Origin of the sequence: Curtobacterium sp. Leaf261, assembly GCF_001422205.1 — a bacterium.
GTDB lineage: Bacteria > Actinomycetota > Actinomycetes > Actinomycetales > Microbacteriaceae > Curtobacterium.
Map to the genome: position 1 here is coordinate 1 of NZ_LMMJ01000010.1, position 24,777 is coordinate 24,777.

The following is a 24,777-nucleotide window of genomic DNA, read 5'->3' on the forward strand; positions in this document are numbered from 1 at the left end:
CACCACCGTCCACGTCTCCGCCGACGCCGCAGGCCTCCTGAACAAGACCTTCAGCACCGACGCCGTCAAGGCCGGCCTCCTCGTCGGAACCGCCACCATCACCGCCCAGATCAAGTAACCCGGATCCTGTAGCAGCACACCCTCACCAGGGGATCGTCACAGCGATCACACGAAGGCCTCACCGTCGCATGCGGTGGGGCCTTCGTCCGTGTCCGGAGGATCCGGCTGGTGCCGGCGGCCATCGTGGGCTGGCGCCGCCACCGGACTGGAGGGACGGGACCGGCCCGCACCGCTCCTCCAGTCCGTCCCGCCACCGGACTGGAGGGACGGGACCGGCCCGCACCGCGCCTCCAGTCCGGATCCCGCTCCCGTCTACTCGGCGGGCTTCCCTGAATCTCCTAACAGGTCCTATGCTTACAGCGCTGTAAACGAGCGCTCCTCGAGCGAGCGGATGACCACGGCTCACGCCGGAACGACCGGACGACGACGTCCAGCAGGAGAACCAATTGCGTCACACACCGACACGCTCGAACCGTCGGCGGGTCCTCGCCGCGATCCTCGTCGCGGCATCGGGCCTCGGCCTCGTCGGGGTCGCCGCGCTCCCGGCAGCAGCGGCAGCACCGCTCGCGAGCCAGACGGTCGTGTCGGGCGACGCCCGCTTCCAGGTCCTCTCGCCGACGCTGATCCGCACGGAACACGCCGTCGACGGAGCGTTCACCGACGACGCGACCTTCAACGCCGTCGGACGTGACGGGTTCCCCGCGACGCCGTTCACCCAGCGCGTCGAGGACGGCTGGCTGACGATCGACACCGGCTCGATGGTGGTCAGGTACAAGCAGGGCTCCGGCGCCTTCGACCAGCAGAACCTGTCCGTCGCGCTCACCACCGACGCCGGACAGCAGGTGACCGGGACCCCGTGGACCTCGGCGTCCACACCGTCCTGCACCCTCGGCGCACTCTGCGAGGCGGAGTCGCTCGGACTCGAGGGCCTGTCTCCCGCGACGAACCACACCGGGTTCACCGGGACCGGCTTCGCCGCGGGGTACGAGTCCGTCGGCAACGCGATGACCTTCACGACGACCGTCGCGGCCGCCGACGCCGGCCAGCGGGACCTCGTGCTCCGCTACGCGAACTCGCAGGGCGGGGACGGACAGGTCACGACCAGGACGCTCAGCGTCGTGGTCGACGACCAGCCCGCCCGCACGCTGAGCCTCCCGGCGGGGACGAGCTGGGACGACTGGTTGACCGCCTCGACCGGGCTCGACCTGGCAGCGGGGACGCACACCATCCGGATCGAGCGCGCCGCGTCCGACTCGGGCCAGGTGAACGTCGACAGCCTCGCACTCGTGTCGACCGGTGCCTCCCTGCCCGCGCCGTCACCCACGACGAGCGGCGAGGACTGCGCCTTCGGGTCGATCTGCCAGGCCGAGGACGCGGGACGCAGCGGCAACGCGATGACCGCCATGGACCACAACGGGTACGCCGGGACGGGCTTCGCCTCCGGGCTCTGGGGGCAGGGGTCCGCGCTCACCGAACACGTGACCGGGGTCCCTGCGGCCGGCGACTACGTGCTCCAGGTCCGCTACGCGAACGGACTCCCCGCGACGCCGACCCTGACCGCGACCACCGGTGCGGCCGCGACCACCGGTGCGGCGGGCACCGCCACGACCACCTCGCTCCCGCCGACCAGCGGGTGGGACTACTGGAACACGGTCGCGGTGCCGGTGCACCTGGAGGCGGGTGTGAACGACGTCACCCTCGGCTGCCCGACCGAGGCGAACAACTGCAACGTGAACGTCGACACCGTCGCGGCCGTCGCAGCGGACTCGCCGGTCCTCGCCCCACACGCTGCGCTCGGCGGCTACCGTCGCGACCTCGACACCGCGAACGGCACGGTCAGCACGAACCCCGGGATCCTCTACCAGGACGGCTGGTCGCTCCTCGACGACTCCGCCTCGGCGCTCTACGACACCGCGACCGAGACGGTCCGGCAGCGGCCCACCACCGGCGGTGCCGCCGAGCAGGACGGCTACGTGTTCGGGTACGGCAACCACTACACGACCGCGCTCCACGACCTGTCGGTGCTCACCGGCCCGACGAAGCTCCTGCCGCGCTGGGCCTACGGCGTCTGGTACTCCGAGTACTACGACCGTTCGCAGGCCGACTACTCCGCCATCGCCAAGGAGTTCACGCAGCAGGGTGTCCCGGTCGACGTCATGGCGATCGACACCGACTACAAGCTCGGCAGCAAGTGGAACGGGTGGGAGGTCGACCCCGCCCGCATCCCGGACATGGCGGCCCTGCTCGCCGAGTGGCACGCCGAGGGCATCCACAACACCCTCAACATCCACCCCACGATCTCCGCGACCGACCCGAAGTTCGCCGAGGCGCAGGCCACCGCGAAGGGCAAGCTGACGAAGAGCGGGGACAACTACCTGTTCGACTGGTCCGACCCCGACCAGTTGCAGGCGTACCTCGACCTGCACGAGAGCATCAAGGCCGACGGGGTCGACAGCTGGTGGCTCGACTGGTGCTGCAGCGAGAACTCGAAGTACTCCGCGAACGGCGTCACCCCCGACGCGTTCATCAACCAGCAGTACGCGCAGTACACGGACCAGGCGCTCGGCGGCCGCGGCTTCGCATTCTCGCGGGCGTACGGCTCGCTGACCGCAGGCGGCTACGGCAACCCGCAGGCCGTGGCGACCGGACCATGGGCCGACAAGCGGACGACGCTGCACTTCACGGGGGACACCACCTCGACGTGGGACATGCTCGCGGCCGAGGTCGGGTACACCCCCGGTGAATCGGCATCGACCGGCCTCGCGGCGATCAGCCACGACATCGGCGGGCACAACGGCGCGCAGTACGGCATCGCGGGCGCTGAACCCGACTCGACGCAGCTGCCGGCCGACCTCTACGCCCGGTGGGTGCAGCTCGGGGCGTTCCAGCCCATCGACCGCCTGCACAGCAACCACAGCGACCGGCTGCCGTGGCAGTACCCGGCCGCCGCGAACGCGTCCGCGTCGAAGTTCCTGAACCTCCGCGAGGACCTCGTCCCCCTGACGTACACCCTCGCGGCGAACGCCACCGCGACGGGCACCCCGATCGTCCAGCCGCTCTACCTGCAGTACCCGGACCAGGCCGAGGCGTACGCCAGGGCGGGGTCGGAGTACCTCTACGGGTCCGACGTCCTGGTGGCGCCGGTCACGACCGCCGGCGACACCGCGACCACGAACGTGTGGTTCCCGGCGGGCAGCAGCTGGACGGACCTGTTCACCGGGACCACCCACCAGGGTGGGACGACGGCGGCGGTCACCACGGACCTCCAGTCCATGCCGGTGTTCGTGCGGAGCGGCGGGGTGGTGCCGACACGCACCGACCACGTCGCGAACGACAGCGCACCGCTCGACGCGGTCACACTGACGGTGGCCACCGGGGCGAACGGCACGTTCGACCTGCACGAGGACGCCGGTGAGGACGCGACCTCCACCGGCAAGGCCACCCCCGGATCGGCGACCACGGCCGTCCGGTACACCGAGCAGTCCGCCGGCGGATCGCTCGACATCGCTCCGGCGGACGGCTCGTTCGCCGGCCAGGTGGACGACCGGGCGTGGACGGCGACCTTCACGAACGCCGATCGGCCGACCTCGGTGACGATCGACGGGTCGGCTGTCCCAGCGACGGCGTGGACCTACGACGCGGGGACGCGCACCATCACGGTGCCGGTCGCTTCGCGGTCGGTGTCCGAGCGGACGACGGTGGCGTTCTCCACCGCGGCCGTCGCGGCGCCGCAGCTGCAGGTCGGTTCGCCGTCCGTCGCGGCGGGGACGACGCAGACCGTGTCCGGCAGCGGGTTCCCCGCGGACACCGACGTGGTGCTGACCACCTCGCCGGACGTCGGTCAGGTGACCGTGCGGACCGACGGGAGCGGCGCCTTCACCGGTTCGCTGCCCGTCTCCGCGACGGCATCGGGTGCGGTCGAGGTGATCGCCTCGGTCGGTGGGGCCGAGGTCGCGCGGGCGTCGTTCACCGTGACTGCTGCGGCAGGCGGTGGGAACCCCGGCCAGGGCGGAACGCCGGGTCAGGGCGGGAACCCGGGCCAGGGCGGGACGCCCGGCCAGGGTGGGGCCGGGGGGTCTGGTGTCGGGGTGACACCGGGCGGCTCCGGTCAGGCCGCCGGTGACGATCCGGACCGGAGCGGCTTGCTCGCCTTCACGGGAGCGGACATCGTGCCGATCGGGCTCATCGCAGCTGCGCTGCTGGCGGCAGGTGGGGTCCTGCTCCGGGTCCGGCGGCGCCGGTCGAACTAGGGGGAGGGACCGCCCGCGGACGTCACGTCCGGCGGGTGGTCCCCGTTCGGCCTGGAGGCGCGGTGCGGGTCCGTCCCGCACCGCGCCGCTCATGGTCCTCAGCGCGAGCGTCGTCCGATGAGCATGCCCGCTCCGAAGGCTCCGAGCGCGGCACCGACCACGGTCAGGACGGAGCCGACGACGAGCGCCGGGCTGAGGCCCGGCGTGAAGACCGTGTCGCTCAACGGTGCGTAGGCGAACCAGCCGAAGGAGGACACGGGATGGGTCCAGCGGTGGAACAAGACGACGAGCCCTCCGACGAACATCGCCGAGCCGACCCAGGTCGCGAGGACTGCTGCCACCACGGCTCGTGGTCGTTCTGTGGTCACGCAGCCATCATCGTGCATCCTCAGGTCCAGGCGGAACACCGCGCCCGATCACCGTCGACGCGCCGCTCGAGCAGGTGAGCGGGGGACAACGCCTGGCAGTGACATCAGGACGTGCGCCTACTGTCAGCGAGGAGCCGGGATTCCTCGGCGATCGCTTTCGGGAAAGGAACGTCATGTCGCTCGGAGACAAGGCAAAGGACCTCACGCAGAAGGCCGCTGGCCACGCTGAGGAGTTCGTCGGCAAGAAGACCGACGACGCAGAGCTCACCGCGCAGGGCCAGAAGGACCAGCACATGGGCGAGGCTCGCAAGAACGTCGAGGACGCCAAGGACTCGACGCACGAGTAGGTCCCTGCAGCACGACGAAGGCCCGGCAGTTGCTGCCGGGCCTTCGTCGTGTCCGGGAGAGGTTCTCCCCCGGAGCGCCACCTCTGTGTCAAGGCCGGAGCGGCGAAAGTCACCCGTGGTCCGGGATCACGCCGGTCAGGGCCAGGACGACGAAGAGTGTCCCGCCGAGGGCCAGGAAGACTCCGATCACCCGGACGAAGCGCGGTGTGAGCGGTCGGCCGTTCGCGAGCTGATCGCCACCGATGGACTGTGCCCAGTCGTTCCAGATCGCGATGATCACGCCCCAGACGGCGGCGACGGCACCACCGATGCCGAAGATCAGCTGCGGGTTCATTCGCCCCGCCGTCGGGCCATCTGCTGCCGGAGGTTCCGGACGAACACGACCTCCAAGGCAGCGGTGATGACGAAGACACCGATGCCGAAGAACAGCCTCTCAGAACCGTGACCAGCGGTCAGCGCGCTCACCAGTGACCCGACGGCGATCACCCCGCAGACGACGACGTTCCACCAGGCACCGACGACCCCGCCGGGGGTCCGACCCTGCCGATCCATCCACTTCACTGCCACGCCGAGGACGCTACTCCGGGCCGGTGGGGCCGGTGGGGCCGGTGGGGCCGGGAGCGGCGCCGGGGGCGCCTCGAGCGCCGAGGACGTCAACCGACCGCGTACCGGACGCGTACCGGACTGGAGGCGCGGTTCCAGCCCGAACCGTGCCTCCAGTCCGATCGTGTCCGGTCGCGACCAGCGGGTCAGACGGCCGCGGCGAACGACGCTGCGCGGAGTTGCAGGTCCTCGATGCGCTGGAAGCGGGCCGCCTCGACGTCGTAGCCCTCGTAGGCCGGCGGTGGGAGCTGCCGGACGTTGTGCGAGCACTGGAACTCCTCGCAGACGAGGGTGCCGACGGTGTTTCCGTTCCGCCCGGACGGCCCTGACCGCTTCGCGCTGTAGAACACGACGCTGTTCGGCAGTTTGACGTCCTGGCACCACGAGCACTGCGGGCGGGAGAGCGGGGACGCGTCCGCCTGCCGGAAGAGGATGCCGATGAGCTCTCCGTCGAGCGTCGGGACGATGGCGTAGGCGCGCTTGCCGATCTTCGGGTCGCGCCACCCGAGGTAGTCGCGCGTCGACCAGTCGATGGTCTCGAAGTCGGCGGGGAGGACGAGGTCGGTCGACTCCTTGCGGGAGGCGTTGACGAAGGACGCGCGGAGGGACTTCTCCGTGATGGGGAGCATGGGTTCGCTTTCGATGACGCTCGGGCGCACGATGACACGGCGCCGCACGAGCGGGAGGGTTCAGGGGACGACTCGGTCGGCCGCACCGAGGAGCGCGACCGTGGGCGTCAGGCCCTGATGCCGGCGTGGAGAGCGCCGACCACCTCCTGGGAAGTCATGGGGCAAGCGTAGCGCGGTCGTGCGTCATGCACAGGAACTGCTCGACTGCGCCGTCGGCCATCGGACGTCGGCCGTCGGACGTCGGACGTCGGACGTCGGCACTCGGCACGAAGCGGCCGAGGCCAGTGCTCCCAATATTCTGGAAGACGAAGCAGAATAGTTGGAGCTCAGGTCAACCGGAGGGCAGCCGTCCGCGCCGCCTCGAGGATCTCCGCATCGGACGCCAACGCGCGGAAGCACGCTGAAGCCAGGCGCACTGGCCCGAGCCGACGAGCGCGAACACGCGGCGCCGCCACACCGACGACGGACGGGAGGCCCGTGGCTGCCTCGCACCGTGCCTCCAGTCCGGATGGTGGTCACGCCGTCAGGCGGCCGGCCGGTCAGGCGGTCGCCGGCTCCGGACCCGCTCCCGCCACCGCGCTCCGCTCCTGCCGTCGGTGCGCCGGCATGAACGTCACCGCGACGAGCAGCACCACCGCGACGGCCGCGATCGCGATGAACACCAGGTGCATCGCCGTCATGAGGCCGGCGCCCTCGGGGACACCCGACGCGTTCAGCCGTACGTGCGAGTTCACGACCGCGCCGAACACCGCCACGCCGATCGCCGAGCCCATCGACCGCGCGAACATGTTCGTCCCGGTCACCGCCCCGCGCTCGTTGTTCCCCGCCGACGCCTGCGCCGCGATGAGCGTGGGCACCGCGGTGAGCCCCATCCCGCCGCCGATCACGAAGCAGAACACCGCGACGAGCCAGATCGGCGACTCCGCAGCGAGGGTGATCGTCAGCACCGCGCCGACGAGCACGAGTGTCGCCCCGATCATCGAGGTCACCCGGAACCCCCACCGCAGGTAGAAGCGTCCGGCCTGCGACGCCGAGATCGGCCAGCCGAGTGTCAGGGCAGCGAGGGCGAACCCGGCGATCAGGGCTGAGGCACCGAGGACGTCCTGCGCGTAGATCGGCACGTACGTCGACAGGCCCATCACGATGACGCCGATCACGAGCGAGGCGATCGTCGACGCGAGCACCACGCGCCGCCGCAGCAGGCCGAGGTTGAAGATGGGATGCTCCACCCGGAGCTCGACCACCACGAACGCGATGAGCAGGGCGGCTGCGGCAGCGAAGATGCCGACGCTCGCGGGGGAGTTCCAGGCCCAGGTCGTGCCGCCCTCGAGGAGTCCGAGCAGCAGGGCTGTCGTCCCGCCGGCGAGGAGGCCCGCACCGAGGAAGTCGATCCGCTCGCGCGACACCGCGTGGGCGCTCTCCTTGTACGCACGGAAGAGCATGAAGCCCGCGATGAGTGCGAGCGGGATGTTGATCCAGAAGATCCAGCGCCAGGCCCCGAGCTCGCTGAAGAGCCCGCCGAGCGTCGGACCCACCACGGACGCGATGCCCCACACCGACGCGAGGTAGCCCTGGGTCTTCGCGCGCTCCTCGAGCGTGTAGATGTCGCTGGTGATCGTCATCGAGATCGGCAGGACCGCGCCGGCACCGAGCCCCTGGACCACACGGGCGCCGATGAGCACCGGCATCGACCAGGCTGCGCCGCAGAGGACCGAGCCGACGAGGAACAGGCCGATCCCGAGGAGCAGGAGGCGCTTTCGTCCGAGGACGTCGGCGAGCTTGCCGTAGATCGGGACGCTCACCGCCTGCGCGAGGAGGTAGACCGAGAACAGCCACGGGAGTTGCTGGAAGTGGCCGAGGTCACGGGCGATCGAGGACGACGCCGTCGCGATGATCGTCGAGTCGAGCGCCACCAGGGCGGTGGCGAGCATGAGGGCGAGGAGGATCGGTCCACGCTCGGAGCGCAGGCCGACCCCGCTTGATCGTTCGGACATGGAACCATCCAAGCGTGAACCACGCCGGTCCATTCCGCGCCAGCCGCGCACCGCACTGGAGGGACGGTGCGCGCCCGCCACGGACCGCACGTCGAGCGCGGTGCCGGTCTCAGATCTCGTAGACGCCGCTGAACGTCTCCGCGGTGCGGCTGCTCGACTCCTTCGGGGCCGACCAGCCGTCGTGGAGGTCGGTCATCGCGCGTCGGAACGTCGCGACGACGTCGACACCCGATCGCAGCATCGCCTGGATCTGGAGCCCCTCGTACAGCGCGATCAGCTGCTCCGCACCGCGGCCGGGGTCGAGCGTCGCGGGCTCGCGGCCGACGGCGATGTCGTGCACGAGGATGTCCCGGATCGCCCGGTAGAAGGACTCGTACTGGTGGCGGAGGAACACCGATGCGGGGTGCGACGGATCGGAACCCACCGTGAGGGAGTTGATGAGCAGGCGGATCAGGTGGGGGTCCTGCGCGTTCGACTCGACGATCTTCTGCAGGAACGCGACGGCCCCGGCGTTCGCGGCGACCGCGTGGAGCGGGGCCATGCGTGCCTCGTGCCAGCGGGTGATCGCGACGGTCATGAGGCTGTCCCACGTCGGGAACTGCGCCTGCACGACCTCTGCGCTCACCCCGGCGATGGTGGCGACCGTGGCGCTGTCGGGCGTCAGCGTGCCGTGGCGGCGGACGGCCTCGATGGCGGCGTCGGCGATGCGGGCGCGGAGGGCCACGGCCTGCTGCGGGTCAGCGGTGTGCTGCGGGTCAGCGGTGCGCTGCGGGTCAGCGGCGTGCTTCGGGTCATCGTGGTGGGAGGTGGCGGTGGAGGCCGAGGTGGCATCGAGGGTCATGGTCAGTCCAGGTTCCAGCGGGCCCCTCCGGGAAGAAGGGAACGACCGACCCAGCATCGCGGATCGGCGGGCGGAGTTGCAGTCCCCGAAAGCGGGACACCTGTCCGCGGGACGCGTCGGCGTTGACGCGATCTCACGTCTGCGGATACATTCCGCCTGTGGCCGGACGGCACCGGGGAGTACCTCGAGTGTCCGTTCCGTGCCCCGTCCACGTTCAAGGGAGAACGCTGTGACCCACCTCGACATCCGCCGTCCGGACACCGATCATCGACGGGATCGGGCCGCGTGGCGCGAGCCGTTCATCGGATCCCTCGCGGCCGCAGCCGCGGCCACCGCACTCGTCCTCGGGGGCATCGGCGCGGCGCCGGCCGGTGCTGCCCCGGCGTTCGACCAGGCAGACCCGTCGACTTGGCCGAACGTCTCGGTGCTCGATCCGAGCATGTCGACCGACGCGATCAACACCACGCTCGCGGCCGCGTCCGGCGAGACGGAGTTCAGCATGGGTCGGCACGCGGTGTTCTTCAAGCCCGGAACGTACGGCAGCGACGCCGGACAGGCGGACCCGTCGACCGCGACCGGGATCGTGAACGGCACGGTCGGCTTCTACGAGACCGTCGCGGGCCTCGGACCCTCGCCCGACGGCGTGCACATCAACGGTGCGCTGCACGTCGAGCCCTACCAGGCACCCGGCACGCAGAACCCGTGGGAGAACCAGAGCCCCGGGTCCCTCGACACGTTCTGGCGCTCGCTCAGCAACGTCCAGATCAACCCGATCCAGCAGCCGACCGCGGCACAGAACGCCCAGAACGTGTTCACCTACGGCCAGGCGGACGCGCACCAGCTCCGGTGGGCCGTGTCGCAGGCCGCACCGCTCCGTCGTGTCGACATCCAGAGCAACCCGGCCGGTGGTACGACCCCGGCCGCGAACCTGACGCTCTTCGGGCAGTACGGCGAGCAGGCGAGCGGCGGGTTCATGTCCGACTCGGCGGTGTCCGGCACGGTCGTCTCCGGCTCGCAGCAGCAGTTCTACACGCAGGACAGTCAGATCGGTGCCTGGCAGGGCGGGGTCTGGAACATGGTGTTCTCCGGGACCCAGGGGGCTCCGGCGCAGTCGTTCCCGGACGGCCGGGCCGCCGTCGGAGCGCAGCCGACGACCACGCTCCCGACGACCCCGACCACCCGCGACGCACCGTTCCTGACGCTCGGTGCGGACGGCGCGTACTCGGTGTTCGTGCCCGCGGCGAGGACGAACGCGAGCGGTGTGCAGTGGACCGCCACGAGTGCCGGTGCCGGGACAGCCCTCCCGCTCAGCCGGTTCTTCGTCGCGCAGCCGTCTGACTCGATCCAGACGGTGAACGCCGCGCTCGCCGCGGGCAAGGACCTCATCCTGACGCCGGGCGTGTACCAGTACGGCGACGCCATCCGGGTGACGCGGCCTGACACCGTGGTGCTCGGCCTCGGGATGGCGGCGATCACGCCGACGAACGGCACGGCGGCACTCACGGTCGGCGACGTGTCCGGCGTGCAGCTCTCCGGGTTCACGGTCGACGCGGGAGCCACGACCTCGGACGTCCTCCTCCAGGTCGGCCCGACGGGTGCGACGAGCGGCAGCGCCACCGACCCGACGACCCTGACGGACGTGTTCGTCCGCGTCGGTGGGCCGCACGCCGGATCCGCGGGGACCGGCATCGAGGTGAACTCGCCGAACACGGTCCTCGACGACATCTGGGTCTGGCGTGCAGACCACGGCAGCGGTGTCGGGTGGACCGCGAACACCGGCGTGAACGGCCTCGTCGTGAACGGCGACGACGTGACCGCGGACGGCCTCGCCGTGGAGCACTGGCAGCAGAACCAGGTCGTCTGGAACGGCGACGGCGGCACGACGATCTTCTACCAGAGCGAGATCCCGTACGACGTGCCGAGCCAGGCCGCGTGGATGGACGGGACCGAGAACGGGTACGCCAGCTACAAGGTCGCCGATGACGTAGCGAGCCACCACGCCTACGGCCTCGGGGTGTACTCGAACTTCGACAACCCGGGCATCGTCGAGGAGAACGCGATCGACACCCCGCGGAACGCGAACGTCCGGTTCACCGACGCGATGACCCGGTTCCTCGCCCAGAACGGCGGGATCAGCCACATCATCGACGGCGAGGGCCTGAGCGCCGACACGACCGGTGGTGACCCCACCTCGACCGCGTACCTGTCGTCGTTCCCGGGCCTCGACACCACCGCGCCGACGCTCACGGTGACGCCGTCGACCACGCAGCCGAACGCCGCCGGGTGGTACCGGGCCGTGACCCTCACCCCGACGGCCTCGGACGACTTCACCCCGGCGGCTACCGTCGAGGTGCAGGTCGACGGGGGAGCCTGGACGCCGCTCACGGGTGCGTTCACGGTCCCGGACGGGCAGCACACCGTCGCGTTCCGGGCCACCGACGCGGCCGACAACGTCTCGGCCGTACAGACCTGGAGCGGCAGGGTCGACTCGTCCGCACCGGTCGTCCAGGCCGCCGTCCGTGACCAGGGCACGCCGTCGGTGTCCGTGACCCTCGCGGCGACCGATGCGGGGTCCGGGGTCGCGGGGATCGAGTACACGTTCGGTGACCCGACCACTGCCGGTACCACGTGGACGGCGTACGGCTCGGCGGTCACCCCGCCGTCCGGCTCGCGGACCGTTTCGTTCCGCGCAACCGACGTCGCCGGGAACGTCAGCGCGGTCGGGAGCATCGCGGTGTCCGACGGGGCGGTCGTCCCGGTCGCCGATCCGTCGACCCCGGCGGCTGCCGGCACGGTCGCGGTGCGGACCGGGAGTGGTGGGAACGGCGGCAGTGCGTTGGCCTTCACCGGCTCCGAGGCCGCGCTGCCGCTCGGCATCGGATCGGCCCTGCTCGCCGCCGGGCTCTTGCTCATGGTCCTCCGGAGGCGACGCGCGCGGCGTTGAGGCCCGGGCTGCCCGGGCTGCCCGGGCTTGCCGCGTCGCACCCCCATCTGGGTATCTCACCCCCATCCAGGCGTTGCACCGCGATCGGCGCATCACACCACCGGTGAAGGGGGATGCGATGCGCCGAGAGTGGTGCCGCTGGGCGATCGGCGCGCCGGAAGCGGGCCGGGCAGCGCGAGCAGGTCGGCTCGCGAGCAGCGTGGCCCGGCACCTGACGGACTGGAGGGACGGTGCCGGACGGGTGCCGTGCCTCCAGTCCGGCAGGTGGTGCAGCCGCACCCGTGCGGCCGCTGTACCAGTCCTACTGGCGGGGCCGGTCGAGCCGCTCGGGGCGGAAGCCCGCGCCGACGAGCCTGCCCGCGACGTGTCGGACGAGCACGCTGACCACGGGGGTCCCGATCCGCAGGAGCGCCTTCGGTGGGAGGCGTCGGCCCCGTTGCGGTCGGCCGACGGTGTGGTGCACGATCCGCTGGATCTGCTGCATCAGCCGGGCCGGGAGCGCTCGTCGGCGCTGGATCCGCCGGAGCACCGCCTCGTCGAGCGACCCGAGGTCGGCGCGGATCCCGACTCCTGCTCCGACGAGCACCCGCGCTGCGGCGACCGCGTCCTGGATCGCGTAGTTGATGCCGACGCCGAACGCCGGGGACATCGGGTGTGCGGCATCCCCGATGAGCAGGAAGCCCGGGCGGTGCCATCGACGTGCGTGGGCGATGCGGACGTCGAGGAGCTTGACGTCCTCCCACGCGCCCACGCTGTCGATCGTCGGGCGGAGGAACGGCACCGCACTCGCCACGCGGGCACGGAAGGCGTCGAGCCCCTCGTCCCGCACAGTGGTCATCTCGCCCTTCGGGATGAGCAGGGCGCACTGGTAGTAGTCGGTGCGCGGGATCGTGATGATCGTGTCCGACGCCAGGTACGCGATGGTGTCCGGCGGTGTCGCGGCCGGTCGGTCGACCCGGAACCAGAGGACGTCGATCGGCGCGCCCGACTCGTGCAGGCCAAGGCCGGCCGACCCGCGGAGGGTGCTGTTCCGGCCGTCGGCAGCGATCGTCAGGTCGGCCGACACCGTGACCGGTCCGTCGGGTCCATCGGCGCGGACGCCGGTGACGCGGTTGCCGGAGCGGACGACCTCGTGGGCGGTGGTGCCCATCATGAGCGTGAAGGACGGCAGCTCCTGCGCGGCGCTCGCGATCGTGTCGAGGAGGTCCCACTGCGGCATGAACCACAGCTGCCCGCTCCTGGCCACCCTCGTGAAGTCGGCGGCTCGGAAGCGGACCCCGTTCACGACCGCGTCGAGGGTCGTCACCGCGCTGTGCGGGATCTGCTCGAGGGCGTCCATCACGCCGAGGTCCGCGAGGAGGTCGAGCGTCGTCGGGTGGATGGTGTCCCCGCGGAAGTCGCGGAGGAAGTCGTCGTGCTTCTCGAGGACCGTCGTCCGGATGCCGGCGCGGGCGAGGAGCAGGCCGAGGATCATCCCCGCGGGACCTCCGCCCGCGATGCAGACCGAGGTGTGGGTGGTCGTGCTGTCCGTAGTCATGCGCACCTGTTCCGTCCGAGGGTGCTCTCGATCCTGCTCGCCCCGGGTGGGTGCTGCGCGTGGCGGCGGATCGCTACATCATGTCCCAGCGTCACACTGCCTTCGCGTACGCGTCCAGGACTTCGCGCGGGAGTCGACCGCGGACGCCGACCTCGTACCCCTGCGCAACTGCCCAGGCCCGGATCGCTGACGGAGACGGTCTTCCGATCTCGTCCTGCGCACCGGAACGGCTCGAGATCGCGGTCGGGGCTGTGACCGACGGAGCCGGCATCATGCCGATGGCAGATGCAGGCTGAAGGTGTCGGAGGAGGACTTCGAACACGTCCGGATGCACTGTGCGGGTGCCGAGCTCGAGCGAACGCGCGAGCTTCCCACCAGAGAACGACCCGTCCGTGATCAGCATCGTCGTCCGGCCGGACACTGCACCCGACACTCGAACGCCGAGTTCTTCGGCGCGTCTCTCGAGTCGCTCCCGTTGACGCTCCTCGCAGCCGGTGAACGCGATCCGGTCGCCCACTCGGAGCGGGACACCGTGCGGCCACGGATCGGGCAGCGGACCCAGACCCGCGCTCAGCCGAGCGTGGCGCGCGGCATCGGCACGGTTGAGGACTGCTTTCACGGTGCCGTCTGGCACCCCGAGGAGGGAGGCGACCGACCGGAGTTCACGCCGCTCCTCGTGCGACACATGCCCGTCATCGACTGCCCGGTGCGCGAGGGCGAGGAGAAGTGCCTCGTGCGCAGCGGTGACATCGGCAGCAGTGAGGTCATAGTCGGCGCGCACCTCAGCGAGCGCATCCGACTCCGTTTCCGAGATGTCACCGTCCTCGAGCGCATCGAAGAGCAGTTCGAGGTACGCGGTCGTCCCGACTGGTGCACCCTCGTCGATGACCTCGAGCAGCGTGAGTGCGGTCAGCTGCTTCATCAACGGCGGCATCGTCGGTCGCGATCGTGAGAAACGGATCGGTGCCGGGCGTTGATCCCACGAGCGATCAGACGGCGACAGCGGAGTCCGTGTCGGACTGCTCGGCCAATTCGTCGATCGTGCGCTGTCCTGGGCCTGGACCATGGCCCGGTCGGGACCGCCGTTGGCACGCAGGTACGAGCGGAAGAGTCCGGCAGTCGCGCGCGCGTCCCCGAGCGCCGAATGTGCATCGTCGAGGGCGACGCCACTCGCCCAGCAGCAGTCCACGAGTCGGCGTCGATCCATCTCGGGGAGGTAGGACCAGCTGGCCTCGAGCGTGCAGTACCCGTCAACCCATGGCACGTCCCAGCCTGCTGCCTCGAGTTCGTTACGGAGGAAGGCGAGATCGAACTTCGCGTTGTGCGCGACGACTGGCAGACCGGCGATCCCCGCGACGATGCTCGGCGCGACGTCGGCGAAGCGCGGCTTGCCGTCGACATCTGCCTGCGTGATTCCGTGGATGTGTGTCGCTCCGACAGGCCCCTCCGGATCGAACCGCCCAACGGACTCGTCGACCACGACACCGGCAGCATCGAGCCGAACGATCGCGAGCTCGATGATGCGGTCACGTCTTGGCGACAGACCAGTGGTCTCGACATCGACCACGGCATACGTCGGCGTTCGAATCGGCCCACCCACACGAGTCGGAGTGGAGGTCGCCTGAGGAACGCGGCCGCTCAGAGGCGGCGCGGGGGCCCCGGGGGCGACGGAACTCGCAGTCTGTTCCTGTCTTGTGGATCGGCCCCGCAGCCAGTCGAAGAACCCCATGTGACCCCCTGTATGAGTTCGACTCACTATGACAGTCTCGGTCCCCGTCGCGCATGCCCCCGAACGCGGGCGCTGGACGCTCTGGCCCTCCCTGGCGCGATCTCATGTCACGGCGGGTCGATGGCGGGTCGGTGACGGGTCCGTGTCGTGGTGGTGTCGGGTCCCGGTCTCCTACGGTTGGCCGCATGAACGAATCGCGAATCCAGCAGCTGCGGATCACCCGAGGGTGGACGCAGGAGCGCCTCGCCTCGGAGTCCGGCGTCGCCGTCCGCACCATCCAGCGGCTCGAGTCCGGCAAGGACGCGAACCTCGAGACGGTCGCGCTCTTGGCCGCCGCCCTCGAGGTCCCGGCCACTGAGCTCTTCGGCACGGTCGAGCGTCCCTCATTCGAGAAGGCGGTCGACGGCCTCGAGGAACGCACCGCCGTGCAGCAGGTCCGCCGCGACGCCACGGTGCGCGCCTGGCGGAGTCTCTACACGGCGGTCGGGGTGGCGATCACGATCCTCTTCATCGTCCTGACCAGCACCCGCACGATCCCCGGGGTCGCCTTCCTCTTCGTCGGGCTCTACTGGGCGGCGGACAGCATCCTCATGCGCTTCCTCATCACGACGGTGCTCGACCCGCGGCTCGACGTCCGATACCCCCTGTCGCAGCCGTCGTTCGGCCGGTCGGACCGGTCGTCCTCGGGCCTGCGGTGAGGGACGGAACCGGCCCCGCGAACGCGAGCAGCCCCGCGCTCAGGACCGGTCCCGCGAACGGGCGGCGTGCTGGTCGAACGATCATCGCTGCAGGGCTGCGATCGCATCCGTGATGGTCGCTCCGGGATGCTGCTCCCGGTACCGGCGAACCGCGCGTGGATCGATCGTGGTGCCCGCCGAGATCGGGGTGTTCCCGACGACGGGTCGTGCGGATGCGGCGAAGACGAGCGTCGCGAGGAGGATCATCCCCGCGACCGTCATGCCCATCGTGACCCACGCGACCACGACGGCGCCGAGTCCGCCGACGACCGTGAGGGCAACGCCGCGGCGCGTCATGCGAAGCGCTCCTGCCGGATCGGCCTGACGGTGCACGTCTTCGCCGGGAGTCCTCGTTGCTGCCTCAGGCCCGCGCCGGAGTGGATCGACCATTCACCCGGACCTGATTCCGACGACCTACCGGACATGGCGGTGCCGGTAGCGCTTGCGAGCCATGGATCCGAAATAGCATCCGCCAGCCCCGGCGCTCAGACCGAGAGAGGCGGTCCCCGCGAGTGCCCAATCAGTCGAGACAGTCGCCGCGGCGAAGGTCACCGCAGCGACGAGGACTGAGACTGACATCGCGAGCGCGAACCAGAGGTTCGTGATGACCCTCATGATCCGCCCGTGATGACGCGGGGCGCGGAGCGCGGAGTGTGGTGGTGGTGGTGGCGTCGTCGTCGTGGATGACTGCATCGTGATCCCTCGTTCCTGTTCCAGTTCCTCGCTCGGGTGGATCAAGCATGTATCTGATACATGAGTTGTGCAAGGGCTGGCCCAGCGGTCTGTTGCGACCGCTCGCCATGCGCAGGACACCACAGAGGGCGCATGGCACCACGAACGGCGCATCGCACCACCGGGGATCAGTGGTGCGATGCGCCGATGCTGGTGTGACCCGAGCAGCAGCCGGGGCCTACTTCGCGGCGAACACCCGCACGTCCCACGCCCCGAGCTTGATCTCCGCGCCAGCGTCGAGCGCACCACCGTCCCCGAGCACGTCGTCCGCAGCTCCGGGCAGCGTGAAGGTGCTCGGTGTCCAGGACCAGTTGTGGACGACGTGCACGGTCTCCCCGTGCCGGTTCACCGAGCTCGACACCGACTGCGTGTCGACCTGCGGCTGCCACGACGGTGTCCCCGCGCCGACCGAGACCGCCCAGTCCATGAGCGCCCGGGCGAGGTCGATCGAGGGCACCGTGCCGACGTACGTGACCCGACCCGCCCCGTGCGCACGGGTCGTGACGGCGGCGAACCTGCCGAAGTGCGGGTGGTCGTACCCGGCGAGGACCTCGGCGTCGTCGACCTGCACGCCGTCGATCCACCGCGTCCCCGTCGCACCCGCAGGAACCGTGAACCCAGCACCAGCACCAGCACCAGCACCAGCCCCGGCACCAGCACCGTCAGCGCCACCAGCACCAGCACCAGCACCAGCCCCGGCCACCACCGGCACCGCCACGTGCAGGTTGCTGAACTCGTCGTAGTGGATGCCGCTCGCAGCAGTCAGGAACGCCGGCTTCCGCTCCACCCGCGCACGGGACTCCTGGTCCTCGTACCCGGTCCGGATCCCGACGACCAGATGTCCGCCCGCTGCCGCATAGGCGTCGAGCCACTGCAACTGCGCATCCGTCGCGATCGTGAACGCCGCCGCCACGAACACCGGGTGCGCCGCCGCGAACGCGGCAGGATCCAGGTCGAACACCTGCGACGGGTGCACCGTGTTCGTCTGCAGCCCCGCGTCGAACGTCCCCCGGGCGAAGGCGTCGAACACCGTCTGGAACGACCGGCGGTCCGGCTCGACCCCACCTCGACCGAGCGCGGGGTGTTCGTTCAACGCCCACTTGCTCTCGTTCGAGAACAGGAGCGCGACGTCCGAGTGCGGCTGCAGTTCGGTCACCCGGTCGCCGGCGCGAGCGAAGTCCGCGCCGATCGTGGCGATCTCACCGTAGGTCCGCCCGGGCTCGAGCGAGTGGGGGAGCACCCCGCCCCAGTACGTCTCCACGCCGTAGTGCAGCGTGTGCCAGTGCCAGTACTCGATCATCGTCGCACCACGGGACACGAGGGCCCACGCCGCCTGCCGCCACTGCCCGTCGTACGCGGGCTCGTTCGACCACGAGAACCCGATCGCCTGCGCGTTCGTCTCGGTGACGAGGAACGGTGCCTGCTTCGACCCGAACATCCGGTCGCCGGACGCCATCAGGGTCCACGCCCCGGAGGAGGTCCAGTACTGCTCGGTGTCCTCGGTCGAGGGGAGCTCGAGGGCGTCCTGCATCCGGTAGTAGGGGTTGCCCGCGGTGATGTCGAGCGCCTCGGTCAGGGCGTCGTCCTCGACGGTGGGCCGCTCGTAGGCGATGCACGTCGTCACGAACTGGTCGGGGCGTGAGTACTCGCGGACGACCGAGGCCTGCCACGCGATGAAGTCCGTCGTGATGGACGCCTGGAACTTCCGCCACGCGAGGTCGTACTGCGGCTGCACGTTGCCGTCGGGGGTCCAGAGGTCCGCCCACGTCGAGAGCTTGTGCGACCAGTAGGTGAGGCCCCACTCGCGGTTGATCGCCTCGACGCTGCCGTAGGTGTGCCGCAGGTGGTCGACGAACTTCTGGAACACCTGCGGGTTCGCGATGAGCTCGTTGCCCGGCTCGTTGTCGACCTGGTAGCCGATGACGGCGGGGTGGTCGGCGTACCGGGCGGCGATCTTCCGGATGACCCGCTCGGCGTGGAACAGGAACGCGGGGTGCGCGTAGTCGATCTCCTGGCGTGCGCCCCAGCCCATCGGCTGGTACTTGCCGCGCTCGACGTTGACCTCGGGGAACTGTCGCGCGAGCCACATCGGCACCGCGTAGGTCGGGGTGCCGAGGATGACGCCGATGCCGTGCTCTTCGGCGGCGTCGAGCACGGGGGCGAGCCACTCGAGGTCGAACACCCCGTTCTCCGGCTCCCATGTCGACCACACCGACTCGCCGACGCGGATGACGGTGAACCCGGCCTCCTGCATGAGGCGCATGTCCTCGGCCAGACCGGTGGTCGGTTGGTACTCGTGGTAGTACGCGGCGCCGAAGCGGACGGACTCGGTGAGGTGCTGCATGGTGCTCCTTCTGGAGGTCGTTGATGGTTCTGCGAGCAGGTGCGGTCGCGGGGATCCGGACGGATCCGGATGCGGACTGGGCCCACGCCGCCGGTTCCGGAGCGACGCGCCAGCGGCGGTCCGGCCGTGTCGGTGGGGAGAGGGACGGTGCGGGCTGGAACCGCGCCTCCCGTCCGTCAGGTCGTCGGACTGGAGGGACGGTGCGGACTGGAACCGTCCCTCCAGTCCGTCAGGTGGTCACCGGTTCCTCACCCCTTGACCGCACCCGCGGTCAGGCCGTCGAGCAGCTGCTTCCGCAGCAGCAGGAAGACGAGGATGGTCGGCACCGACGCGAGGACGGACCCCGCGAGCACCAGGTCGTACGAGCGGTTCTCCGAGGCGAACACGGAGTTCAGGCCGAGCGGCAGCGTGTACTGGTCCGAGTTCGAGATGAGTACGAGCGGCCAGAGGAACGAGTTGTACGTCTGCAGGAACCCCCACACCGCGAGGGCACCGAGGGAGGGGCGGAGGAGGGGGAGGACCACCCTCCAGAACGTGCCGAACTCGGAGTTGCCGTCGATGCGTGAGGCCTCGATGATCTCGTCCGGGATCGACTGCACGATGAACTGCTGCATCATGAAGATCCCGAACGCCGGGGCGACCCACGGCACGACGAGCGAGAACCACGGCGTGGAGAGGCCCGACTTCACCACGAGGATGAACAGCGGCACGAGGATCACGGCGAACGGCACCGAGAGCGACGAGAACATCACCGTGAACAGGACGCGCTTGCCGCGGAACCGGAACTTCGCGAACCCGTAGCCGGCCATGGCGCAGACGAACACCGACACGGTCGTGGCGATGAGCGCGGTGCCGATGCTGATCGCGAACCAGTTCCAGAACGGCTGCGTGGTGAGCAGGTTGACGTAGTTGTCGATCGTCGCCGGGCTCGGGATGAGCGTCGGCGGGCTCGAGAAGATGTCGCCGCGGTTCTTGAACGACCCGGAGATCGCCCAGACGAGCGGGAACACGAACACGAGGAGCAGGACGCTGAGCGTGACGTAGAGGAGTCCGCGGCGGGCGATCCAGCCGGTGGACTTCCGGGCGTGGGTCCTCGGTCCGCGACCGCTGCGACCGCTGCTGCCGGCGGTGGTGATGCTCTCGGTGTGGGTCGTGGTGGTCATCAGTCGGTCCTCCCGATGGTCTCGGTGAGCAGTGCGGGCATCAGTCGGTCCTCCCGATGGCGAGTGCGCGGTTGAGGATCTGGCTGACCCCGAAGACGACGATGAACAGGACGACACCGGCGGCTGCGGCGTAGCCGAACTGCTGGCGCTGGAACGCGGCGCGGAAGATGAACATCGCGACGCTCAGGGTCGATTCGCCGGGCCCGCCCTGGGTGAGCAGGTAGGGCTCGTCGAAGATCTGCGCGGCGCTGATGAAGCTCGTGACGACGACGAAGCTCGTGACCGGACGGATCTCCGGCAGCGTGACCGAGAAGAACTTGCGGACCGGGCCGGCGCCGTCGAGCGACGCCGCCTCGTACTGCTCGGGCGAGACGTTCTGCAGCGCGGCGAGGAAGAAGATCGTCAGGTAGCCGACCGTGCGCCACAGGAGCACGAAGCCGATCGCGCCCTTCGCGAGTGTCGGGTCGCCGAGCCAGTCGGTGTTCGGGAGTCCGAACAGCGCCTTCAGGGTCGCGTTGAGCAGCCCCGAGTTCGTGTCGAAGATCAGGCTGTAGACGAGCGCGATGACGATCGGCGAGAGCACCATCGGGATGAAGAACGTGACCCGGAACAGATCCCGCGCCTTGAGCCCCTTGGCGTTGAGCGCCTGGGCGACGAGCAGCGAGCACGGCACGATGATGAACACCGCGATCAGGGTGTAGATGAGCGAGTTCGTCAGTGCGGTGCCGAAGCTCGTGTCCCGGAAGAGGTTCGCGTAGTTGGTGAACCCGACGAACTCCGGGGCGCCGAGGCCGACCCACTCCGTGAGGGAGAGGTAGATGGCGGCGCCCACCGGGACGATCATGAACAGGCCGTACAGGACGTAGAACGGCGCGATGAACATGTACGGCGCCATCCCGCCGTTCGTGTTCAGGCGGCGACGCTTCGTCCTGCTGCCGGTGTCGGCGGCGGGATCGGGTTGAGCGGAGACCGGGATGCCGGTCGCGGCAGAGGTGGACATGTCTCGCTCCCTACGCGCGGGTCTGACCGCGGAAGTCGGATGCAGCCGCGCTGAGCGCCTGCTTGGGGGTGAGCTGGCCCTTGTACGCCTTGATCAGGTAACCGCTCAGGACGGTCTGCAGGATCGCCGCGTCGGCGCTCTGGTGCTGCGACGGGACGTCGTCGATGATCGACTTGTAGACGCCGAAGAGCTGTTGGTTCCCGAAGTACGGGTCCTGCAGGGCTGCCAGCCGCGGGTCGTCGTAGACCGAGCGGAGCGTCGGCAGGTAGCCGAGGTCCTCGTACCGCTTCACCTGCTGGTCCTTGTCGAGGTAGGTGGCGAGCACCAGGTCGACCCCGGCCTTGGACAGCGGCTTGTTGCGCAGGGCCGCGAAGCCCGTGCCGCCGCCGACGCTCGTGGCCTTGCCGCCGTCCTTGAACACCGGCAGGTTCCGGACCCGCCACTTGCCGGTCTGCTCCGGCACGTTCGGCTTGATGCCGTAGCTCGCGTACCAGGACGGCATGTCGACGCCGAGGATCGAGTTGTTCTTGAGCCCCGCCTGCAGACTCGGCCCGTACATGTCCGCGACCGTGGCGATCGCGCCGGACTGGATGCCGTCGGCGAGGAACGCCAGGGTCTGCTCGGCCTCCGGCGTCTCGATCGACAGGCCGCCGTCCGCGTCCCAGAGGTCCCCGCCGCGCTGGAGCAGCAGGATCTGGTAGTTCTGGATCGCGCCGCCCGGGTCGGTCACGGCGACCGCGTGGATCGACGCGCCCTTGTCCTTGTGGAGCTTCGCGCCCACCGCGGCGAGGTCTTCCCACGTCTCGAAGTCGGTCGGCAGGCCGTTCGCCCGGAACTGGTCCTCGCGGTAGTAGTAGACGCAGAGCGGGGTGTCCGAGTCGAGCGCGTACAGGTGCCCGTTCTTCGAGAACGGCGTCAGCCGCGCCGAGATGAGGTCGTCCTTCTGACTCACGACCGATGGCCCGAGGTCGGTGAGGAGCTCTGACGCGATGTCGCCGCGGAGCATCCGGCAGAAGGCGCCGATCTCGAGGCCGACGACGTCCGGCGTCCCGGTGTTCGCGACGGCCTGGGCGATGAGCTTCGTCGGGATGTCGCCGGCTGCGATCGTCGTGATGTCGAGCTTGTAGGTGAACGGGGACTTCTTCGCCGCCAGAGGGAGCGCCTTGGTGAAGAACTTCTCGTACCCGGGGTCGTGGGTCCAGAACGAGAGGTCGACGGCGCCGCTGGCGACCTTCGCCGTGCTCTCGGGGGAGCAGCCGGCGAGGAGGCCGGCGAGGGCGAGGCCGCCGCCGGCGGTCGCGCCCCAGCGGAGCAGGTCCCGCCGGGAGAGGGCGGGGCGTCCGCCCGGTGGTGATGCGGATGGGGGTGGGGTCATGGTGCTTCTCCTGACGTCGGTGGCGGAGAGGGAGGGTTCGCGCTCTGGTGAGCGCTCGGGTGAGCGCTCACTTCGGTGACCTGGTCGAGTTGTGCATCGGCCTGGAGGGACGGTTCGGCCTGGGTGGGAGGCGCTCAGTCGAGCGCGTGGAGCGGCGGGCGGCTCGGTGGCGGTGGTGCCGTCGTCGCGCGGACCACGAGCTGGGCCGGGACCATCCGTTCCCGTTCGATCGGCGCGTGGCCGTCGAGCGTGCGGATGAGTCGGTGCATCGCGAGGCGGGTGGCCTCGTCGAAGTCCTGCCGCATCGTGGTGAGGGGGATCGTCAGGAACTCGGCGACGGGGTGGTCGTCGAACCCCACGATGCTGATGTCGTCCGGGACCCGCAGGCCGTGGTGCTGCGCGGCTGCCATGGCCCCGATCGCCATCTGGTCGTTCGCGACGAACACCGCCGTGACGTCCGGGAGGCGCCCGCGGCCGGCCCGGGCGAGCAGCTCGTCCATCGCGTCGTACCCGGCCCGCGGCGACCAGTCGCCCTCGACCACGGGCTGCGGCTCGATGTCGGCGTCGAGCAGGGCATTCCGCCACCCGGTCGTCCGCCGGGCGCTCGAGGTCCACGTCGACGGGCCCGCGATGTGCCGGACGTCGGTGTGGCCGAGGGCGAGGAGGTGCTCGGTCGCGGCGAGGGCGGCCCCCACCTCGTCGAGGCCGACCGCGAGGCTGTTCTGCCGGTCGGGCATCTCGAGCGTCCCGAGGGTGAGGATCGTCAGCTCGGCCGGGATGTCGAGCTCGGGGAAGTGGTGGTCGATCGGCTCCGAGACGACGATCGCCTCGACGTCCTGGCTGATCAGGGAGTCGAGGGCGGTCTGGAGTTCCGGCTTCTCCGTCCCCTCGGCCCGGACGACGGTGAGGGCGAACCCGCGTGCCTGGGCCTCGTGCTCGACGCCCGCGACCATCGACGCCGGACCGTACAGCGCCGTGCCGAGGGTCATCATGCCGATGCGGCGGGAGCGGGCGCCCTTGAGGGAGCGGGCGGCGGCGTTCGGGCGGAAGCCGAGTTCGGCGATCGCGGCGGTGACCTTCGCGCGGATCTCGTCGGTGACGTGGGGCTCGTTGTTCACCACGCGGGAGACGGTCTTCTGCGAGACCCCGGCGTGCGCGGCGACGTCCATCATCGACGTCGCGCGGGGCCGGCGTGCGCTGGTGGTGTTGCTCATCGTCGAGCTCCTCGGGGTCGCGGGCCGGGGGCGGCCGCGCTGCGTCAGAGCAGTAGAACACGGGTCCGACTACGTAGTCAACACCGCCAGCCGTGAATGCTGGGTGAGGCTCAGGTCTCCCTCGCGTTCCTGGCTGCGACGAGCACGATCGCCACGACGCCCGCGTGGTTGTCCGTTCAGCCGAAGTCCCGGAGCACACGCCCGAATGCCTCGGCGTCATCTCGCATCGGCTGCGAGACGAACAGCTCGGATGTCCCGACGGGAACGACCCAGTCTGCTGCGAACGGCAGCACCGTGATGGACCGGAGGCCTCGGCGCCACGCTCCGATGAGGTCGGGGATGACTGTCGGTGCGAAGTCACCCTCGCCCGGCCGGGAGATCTCGTCGCGCCAGCTTTCGAAGGCGACGTCGTCCCAGACGTCCTCGAACTGGAGGGCCCAGGACTGCGGCAGCGCTCGGACCCATGCGGAGAAGCTGCTGAACGAGGTGTCGTCTGGCCGAGCTCGAAAGCCGTTCATCAGCGCCTGCCAGTCGTCGTCCCACCGCGCGGTCAGCGTCGCGCGGTCGATGCCGGGCTGGCTCGGCTGCGGTCGCGGCTTGCTGAGCAGGGTCTCGGGGAGCGGCGTCGACGGCGAGATGCCCCAGGCGTCGCGTGCGTAGAGCAGGCTCAGCAGTCGGCTGTCCTGGCGGTCTTCCGCGATGAGCATTTCCCTCGGCCACACCGTCAGCGGCCCCTCCCCGTGTGCATCCGTGGTCTGCATCAATGGCCCCTCCTCGATCACGCCGACTGCTGTCGGCCTCGTTCGATCCAAGGTCTTCAAGCGCTCCAACGCAATCCATTCACACGTAATGTTTATTCAATGCATTGACATCCAAAGTTTCATAGTGACAGGATTCGAACCTCGACAAA

Annotated in this window: 19 protein-coding genes and 1 pseudogene; 4 read left to right on the plus strand and 16 right to left on the minus strand. The window is 70.0% G+C overall.

The genetic code is table 11. From position 1 onward, the window contains the following. Window positions 1-506 precede the first annotated feature (506 nt). A complete protein-coding gene (locus ASF23_RS13290; RefSeq protein WP_082474164.1) occupies window positions 507-4,310 on the plus strand; it encodes a TIM-barrel domain-containing protein in 3,804 nt (1,267 codons plus the stop codon). Window positions 4,311-4,408: 98 nt separating this feature from the next. On the opposite strand, the gene ASF23_RS13295 is transcribed toward ASF23_RS13290, so the two are convergent. Beyond that, window positions 4,409-4,678: a hypothetical protein gene (locus ASF23_RS13295; protein ID WP_156364517.1), complete on the minus strand. Its 270-nt coding sequence runs from the start codon at window positions 4,676-4,678 to the stop codon at window positions 4,409-4,411. 173 nt (window positions 4,679-4,851) lie between these two features. On the opposite strand from ASF23_RS13295, the gene ASF23_RS18395 reads away from it, so the two are divergent. Continuing rightward, window positions 4,852-5,025, plus strand: coding sequence for a CsbD family protein (locus ASF23_RS18395; protein ID WP_156364518.1), 174 nt, complete (start codon window positions 4,852-4,854; stop codon window positions 5,023-5,025). 109 nt (window positions 5,026-5,134) lie between these two features. Here the strand turns inward: ASF23_RS18395 and ASF23_RS13300 are convergent, their stop codons facing one another. From ASF23_RS13300 to ASF23_RS13320, 5 genes are all read right to left on the minus strand, one after another. Next, window positions 5,135-5,359: a hypothetical protein gene (locus ASF23_RS13300; RefSeq protein ID WP_055954525.1), complete on the minus strand. Its 225-nt coding sequence runs from the start codon at window positions 5,357-5,359 to the stop codon at window positions 5,135-5,137. Next, window positions 5,356-5,592, minus strand: a complete 237-nt coding sequence (locus tag ASF23_RS13305) for a hypothetical protein (RefSeq protein ID WP_156364519.1) — start codon at window positions 5,590-5,592, stop codon at window positions 5,356-5,358. The genes ASF23_RS13300 and ASF23_RS13305 overlap by 4 nt, the downstream gene beginning before the upstream one ends. 182 nt (window positions 5,593-5,774) lie before the next feature. Next, on the minus strand, window positions 5,775-6,257 hold the full coding sequence (locus ASF23_RS13310) for an FBP domain-containing protein (protein WP_055954531.1): 483 nt from the start codon (window positions 6,255-6,257) through the stop codon (window positions 5,775-5,777). A gap of 539 nt (window positions 6,258-6,796) precedes the next feature. Next, entirely contained in the window at window positions 6,797-8,251 is a 1,455-nt protein-coding gene (locus ASF23_RS13315) for an MFS transporter (RefSeq protein ID WP_055954533.1), read from the minus strand. Between the two features lie 109 nt (window positions 8,252-8,360). Beyond that, window positions 8,361-9,092 carry a TetR/AcrR family transcriptional regulator gene (locus ASF23_RS13320; RefSeq protein ID WP_055954536.1) on the minus strand — a complete coding sequence of 244 codons (732 nt, stop codon included), beginning with the start codon at window positions 9,090-9,092 and terminating at the stop codon, window positions 8,361-8,363. A 229-nt stretch (window positions 9,093-9,321) separates the two neighbouring features. On the opposite strand from ASF23_RS13320, the gene ASF23_RS13325 reads away from it, so the two are divergent. Continuing rightward, window positions 9,322-12,036, plus strand: a complete 2,715-nt coding sequence (locus ASF23_RS13325) for an OmpL47-type beta-barrel domain-containing protein (protein ID WP_200919365.1) — start codon at window positions 9,322-9,324, stop codon at window positions 12,034-12,036. 301 nt (window positions 12,037-12,337) lie between these two features. Here ASF23_RS13325 and ASF23_RS13330 read toward each other — a convergent pair whose 3' ends face one another. The 3 genes and pseudogenes from ASF23_RS13330 to ASF23_RS18870 all read right to left on the minus strand — a co-directional run. Then, on the minus strand, window positions 12,338-13,573 hold the full coding sequence (locus ASF23_RS13330) for an FAD-dependent oxidoreductase (protein ID WP_055954539.1): 1,236 nt from the start codon (window positions 13,571-13,573) through the stop codon (window positions 12,338-12,340). 91 nt (window positions 13,574-13,664) lie between these two features. Continuing rightward, window positions 13,665-14,495 carry an Lsr2 family DNA-binding protein gene (locus ASF23_RS18865; RefSeq protein WP_235510912.1) on the minus strand — a complete coding sequence of 277 codons (831 nt, stop codon included), beginning with the start codon at window positions 14,493-14,495 and terminating at the stop codon, window positions 13,665-13,667. Between the two features lie 195 nt (window positions 14,496-14,690). Beyond that, window positions 14,691-15,302, minus strand: a pseudogene (locus ASF23_RS18870) (3'-5' exonuclease); the annotation flags it as partial. Between the two features lie 185 nt (window positions 15,303-15,487). Between ASF23_RS18870 and ASF23_RS13340 the strand changes: the two are divergent. Beyond that, the gene (locus tag ASF23_RS13340) at window positions 15,488-16,000 is read left to right on the plus strand and encodes a helix-turn-helix domain-containing protein (RefSeq protein WP_055954544.1); all 513 of its coding nucleotides are present in this window, start codon (window positions 15,488-15,490) and stop codon (window positions 15,998-16,000) included. Window positions 16,001-16,081: 81 nt separating this feature from the next. Here ASF23_RS13340 and ASF23_RS13345 read toward each other — a convergent pair whose 3' ends face one another. The 7 genes from ASF23_RS13345 to ASF23_RS13380 all read right to left on the minus strand — a co-directional run bounded on the left by ASF23_RS13345 (window position 16,082) and on the right by ASF23_RS13380 (window position 24,628). After that, on the minus strand, window positions 16,082-16,336 hold the full coding sequence (locus ASF23_RS13345) for a hypothetical protein (RefSeq protein ID WP_055954547.1): 255 nt from the start codon (window positions 16,334-16,336) through the stop codon (window positions 16,082-16,084). A 613-nt stretch (window positions 16,337-16,949) separates the two neighbouring features. Further along, window positions 16,950-19,115: a beta-galactosidase gene (locus ASF23_RS13355; protein ID WP_055954553.1), complete on the minus strand. Its 2,166-nt coding sequence runs from the start codon at window positions 19,113-19,115 to the stop codon at window positions 16,950-16,952. Between the two features lie 248 nt (window positions 19,116-19,363). After that, window positions 19,364-20,278, minus strand: coding sequence for a carbohydrate ABC transporter permease (locus tag ASF23_RS13360; RefSeq protein WP_082474166.1), 915 nt, complete (start codon window positions 20,276-20,278; stop codon window positions 19,364-19,366). Window positions 20,279-20,318: 40 nt separating this feature from the next. Then, window positions 20,319-21,278: a carbohydrate ABC transporter permease gene (locus tag ASF23_RS13365; RefSeq protein ID WP_235510897.1), complete on the minus strand. Its 960-nt coding sequence runs from the start codon at window positions 21,276-21,278 to the stop codon at window positions 20,319-20,321. 10 nt (window positions 21,279-21,288) lie between these two features. Continuing rightward, window positions 21,289-22,653, minus strand: a complete 1,365-nt coding sequence (locus tag ASF23_RS13370) for an ABC transporter substrate-binding protein (protein WP_055954556.1) — start codon at window positions 22,651-22,653, stop codon at window positions 21,289-21,291. A 134-nt stretch (window positions 22,654-22,787) separates the two neighbouring features. Continuing rightward, window positions 22,788-23,867, minus strand: a complete 1,080-nt coding sequence (locus ASF23_RS13375) for a LacI family DNA-binding transcriptional regulator (RefSeq protein WP_156364520.1) — start codon at window positions 23,865-23,867, stop codon at window positions 22,788-22,790. A gap of 176 nt (window positions 23,868-24,043) precedes the next feature. Then, complete coding sequence (locus ASF23_RS13380) at window positions 24,044-24,628, minus strand: hypothetical protein (protein WP_156364521.1); 585 nt, start codon at window positions 24,626-24,628, stop codon at window positions 24,044-24,046. Window positions 24,629-24,777: the final 149 nt, after the last annotated feature.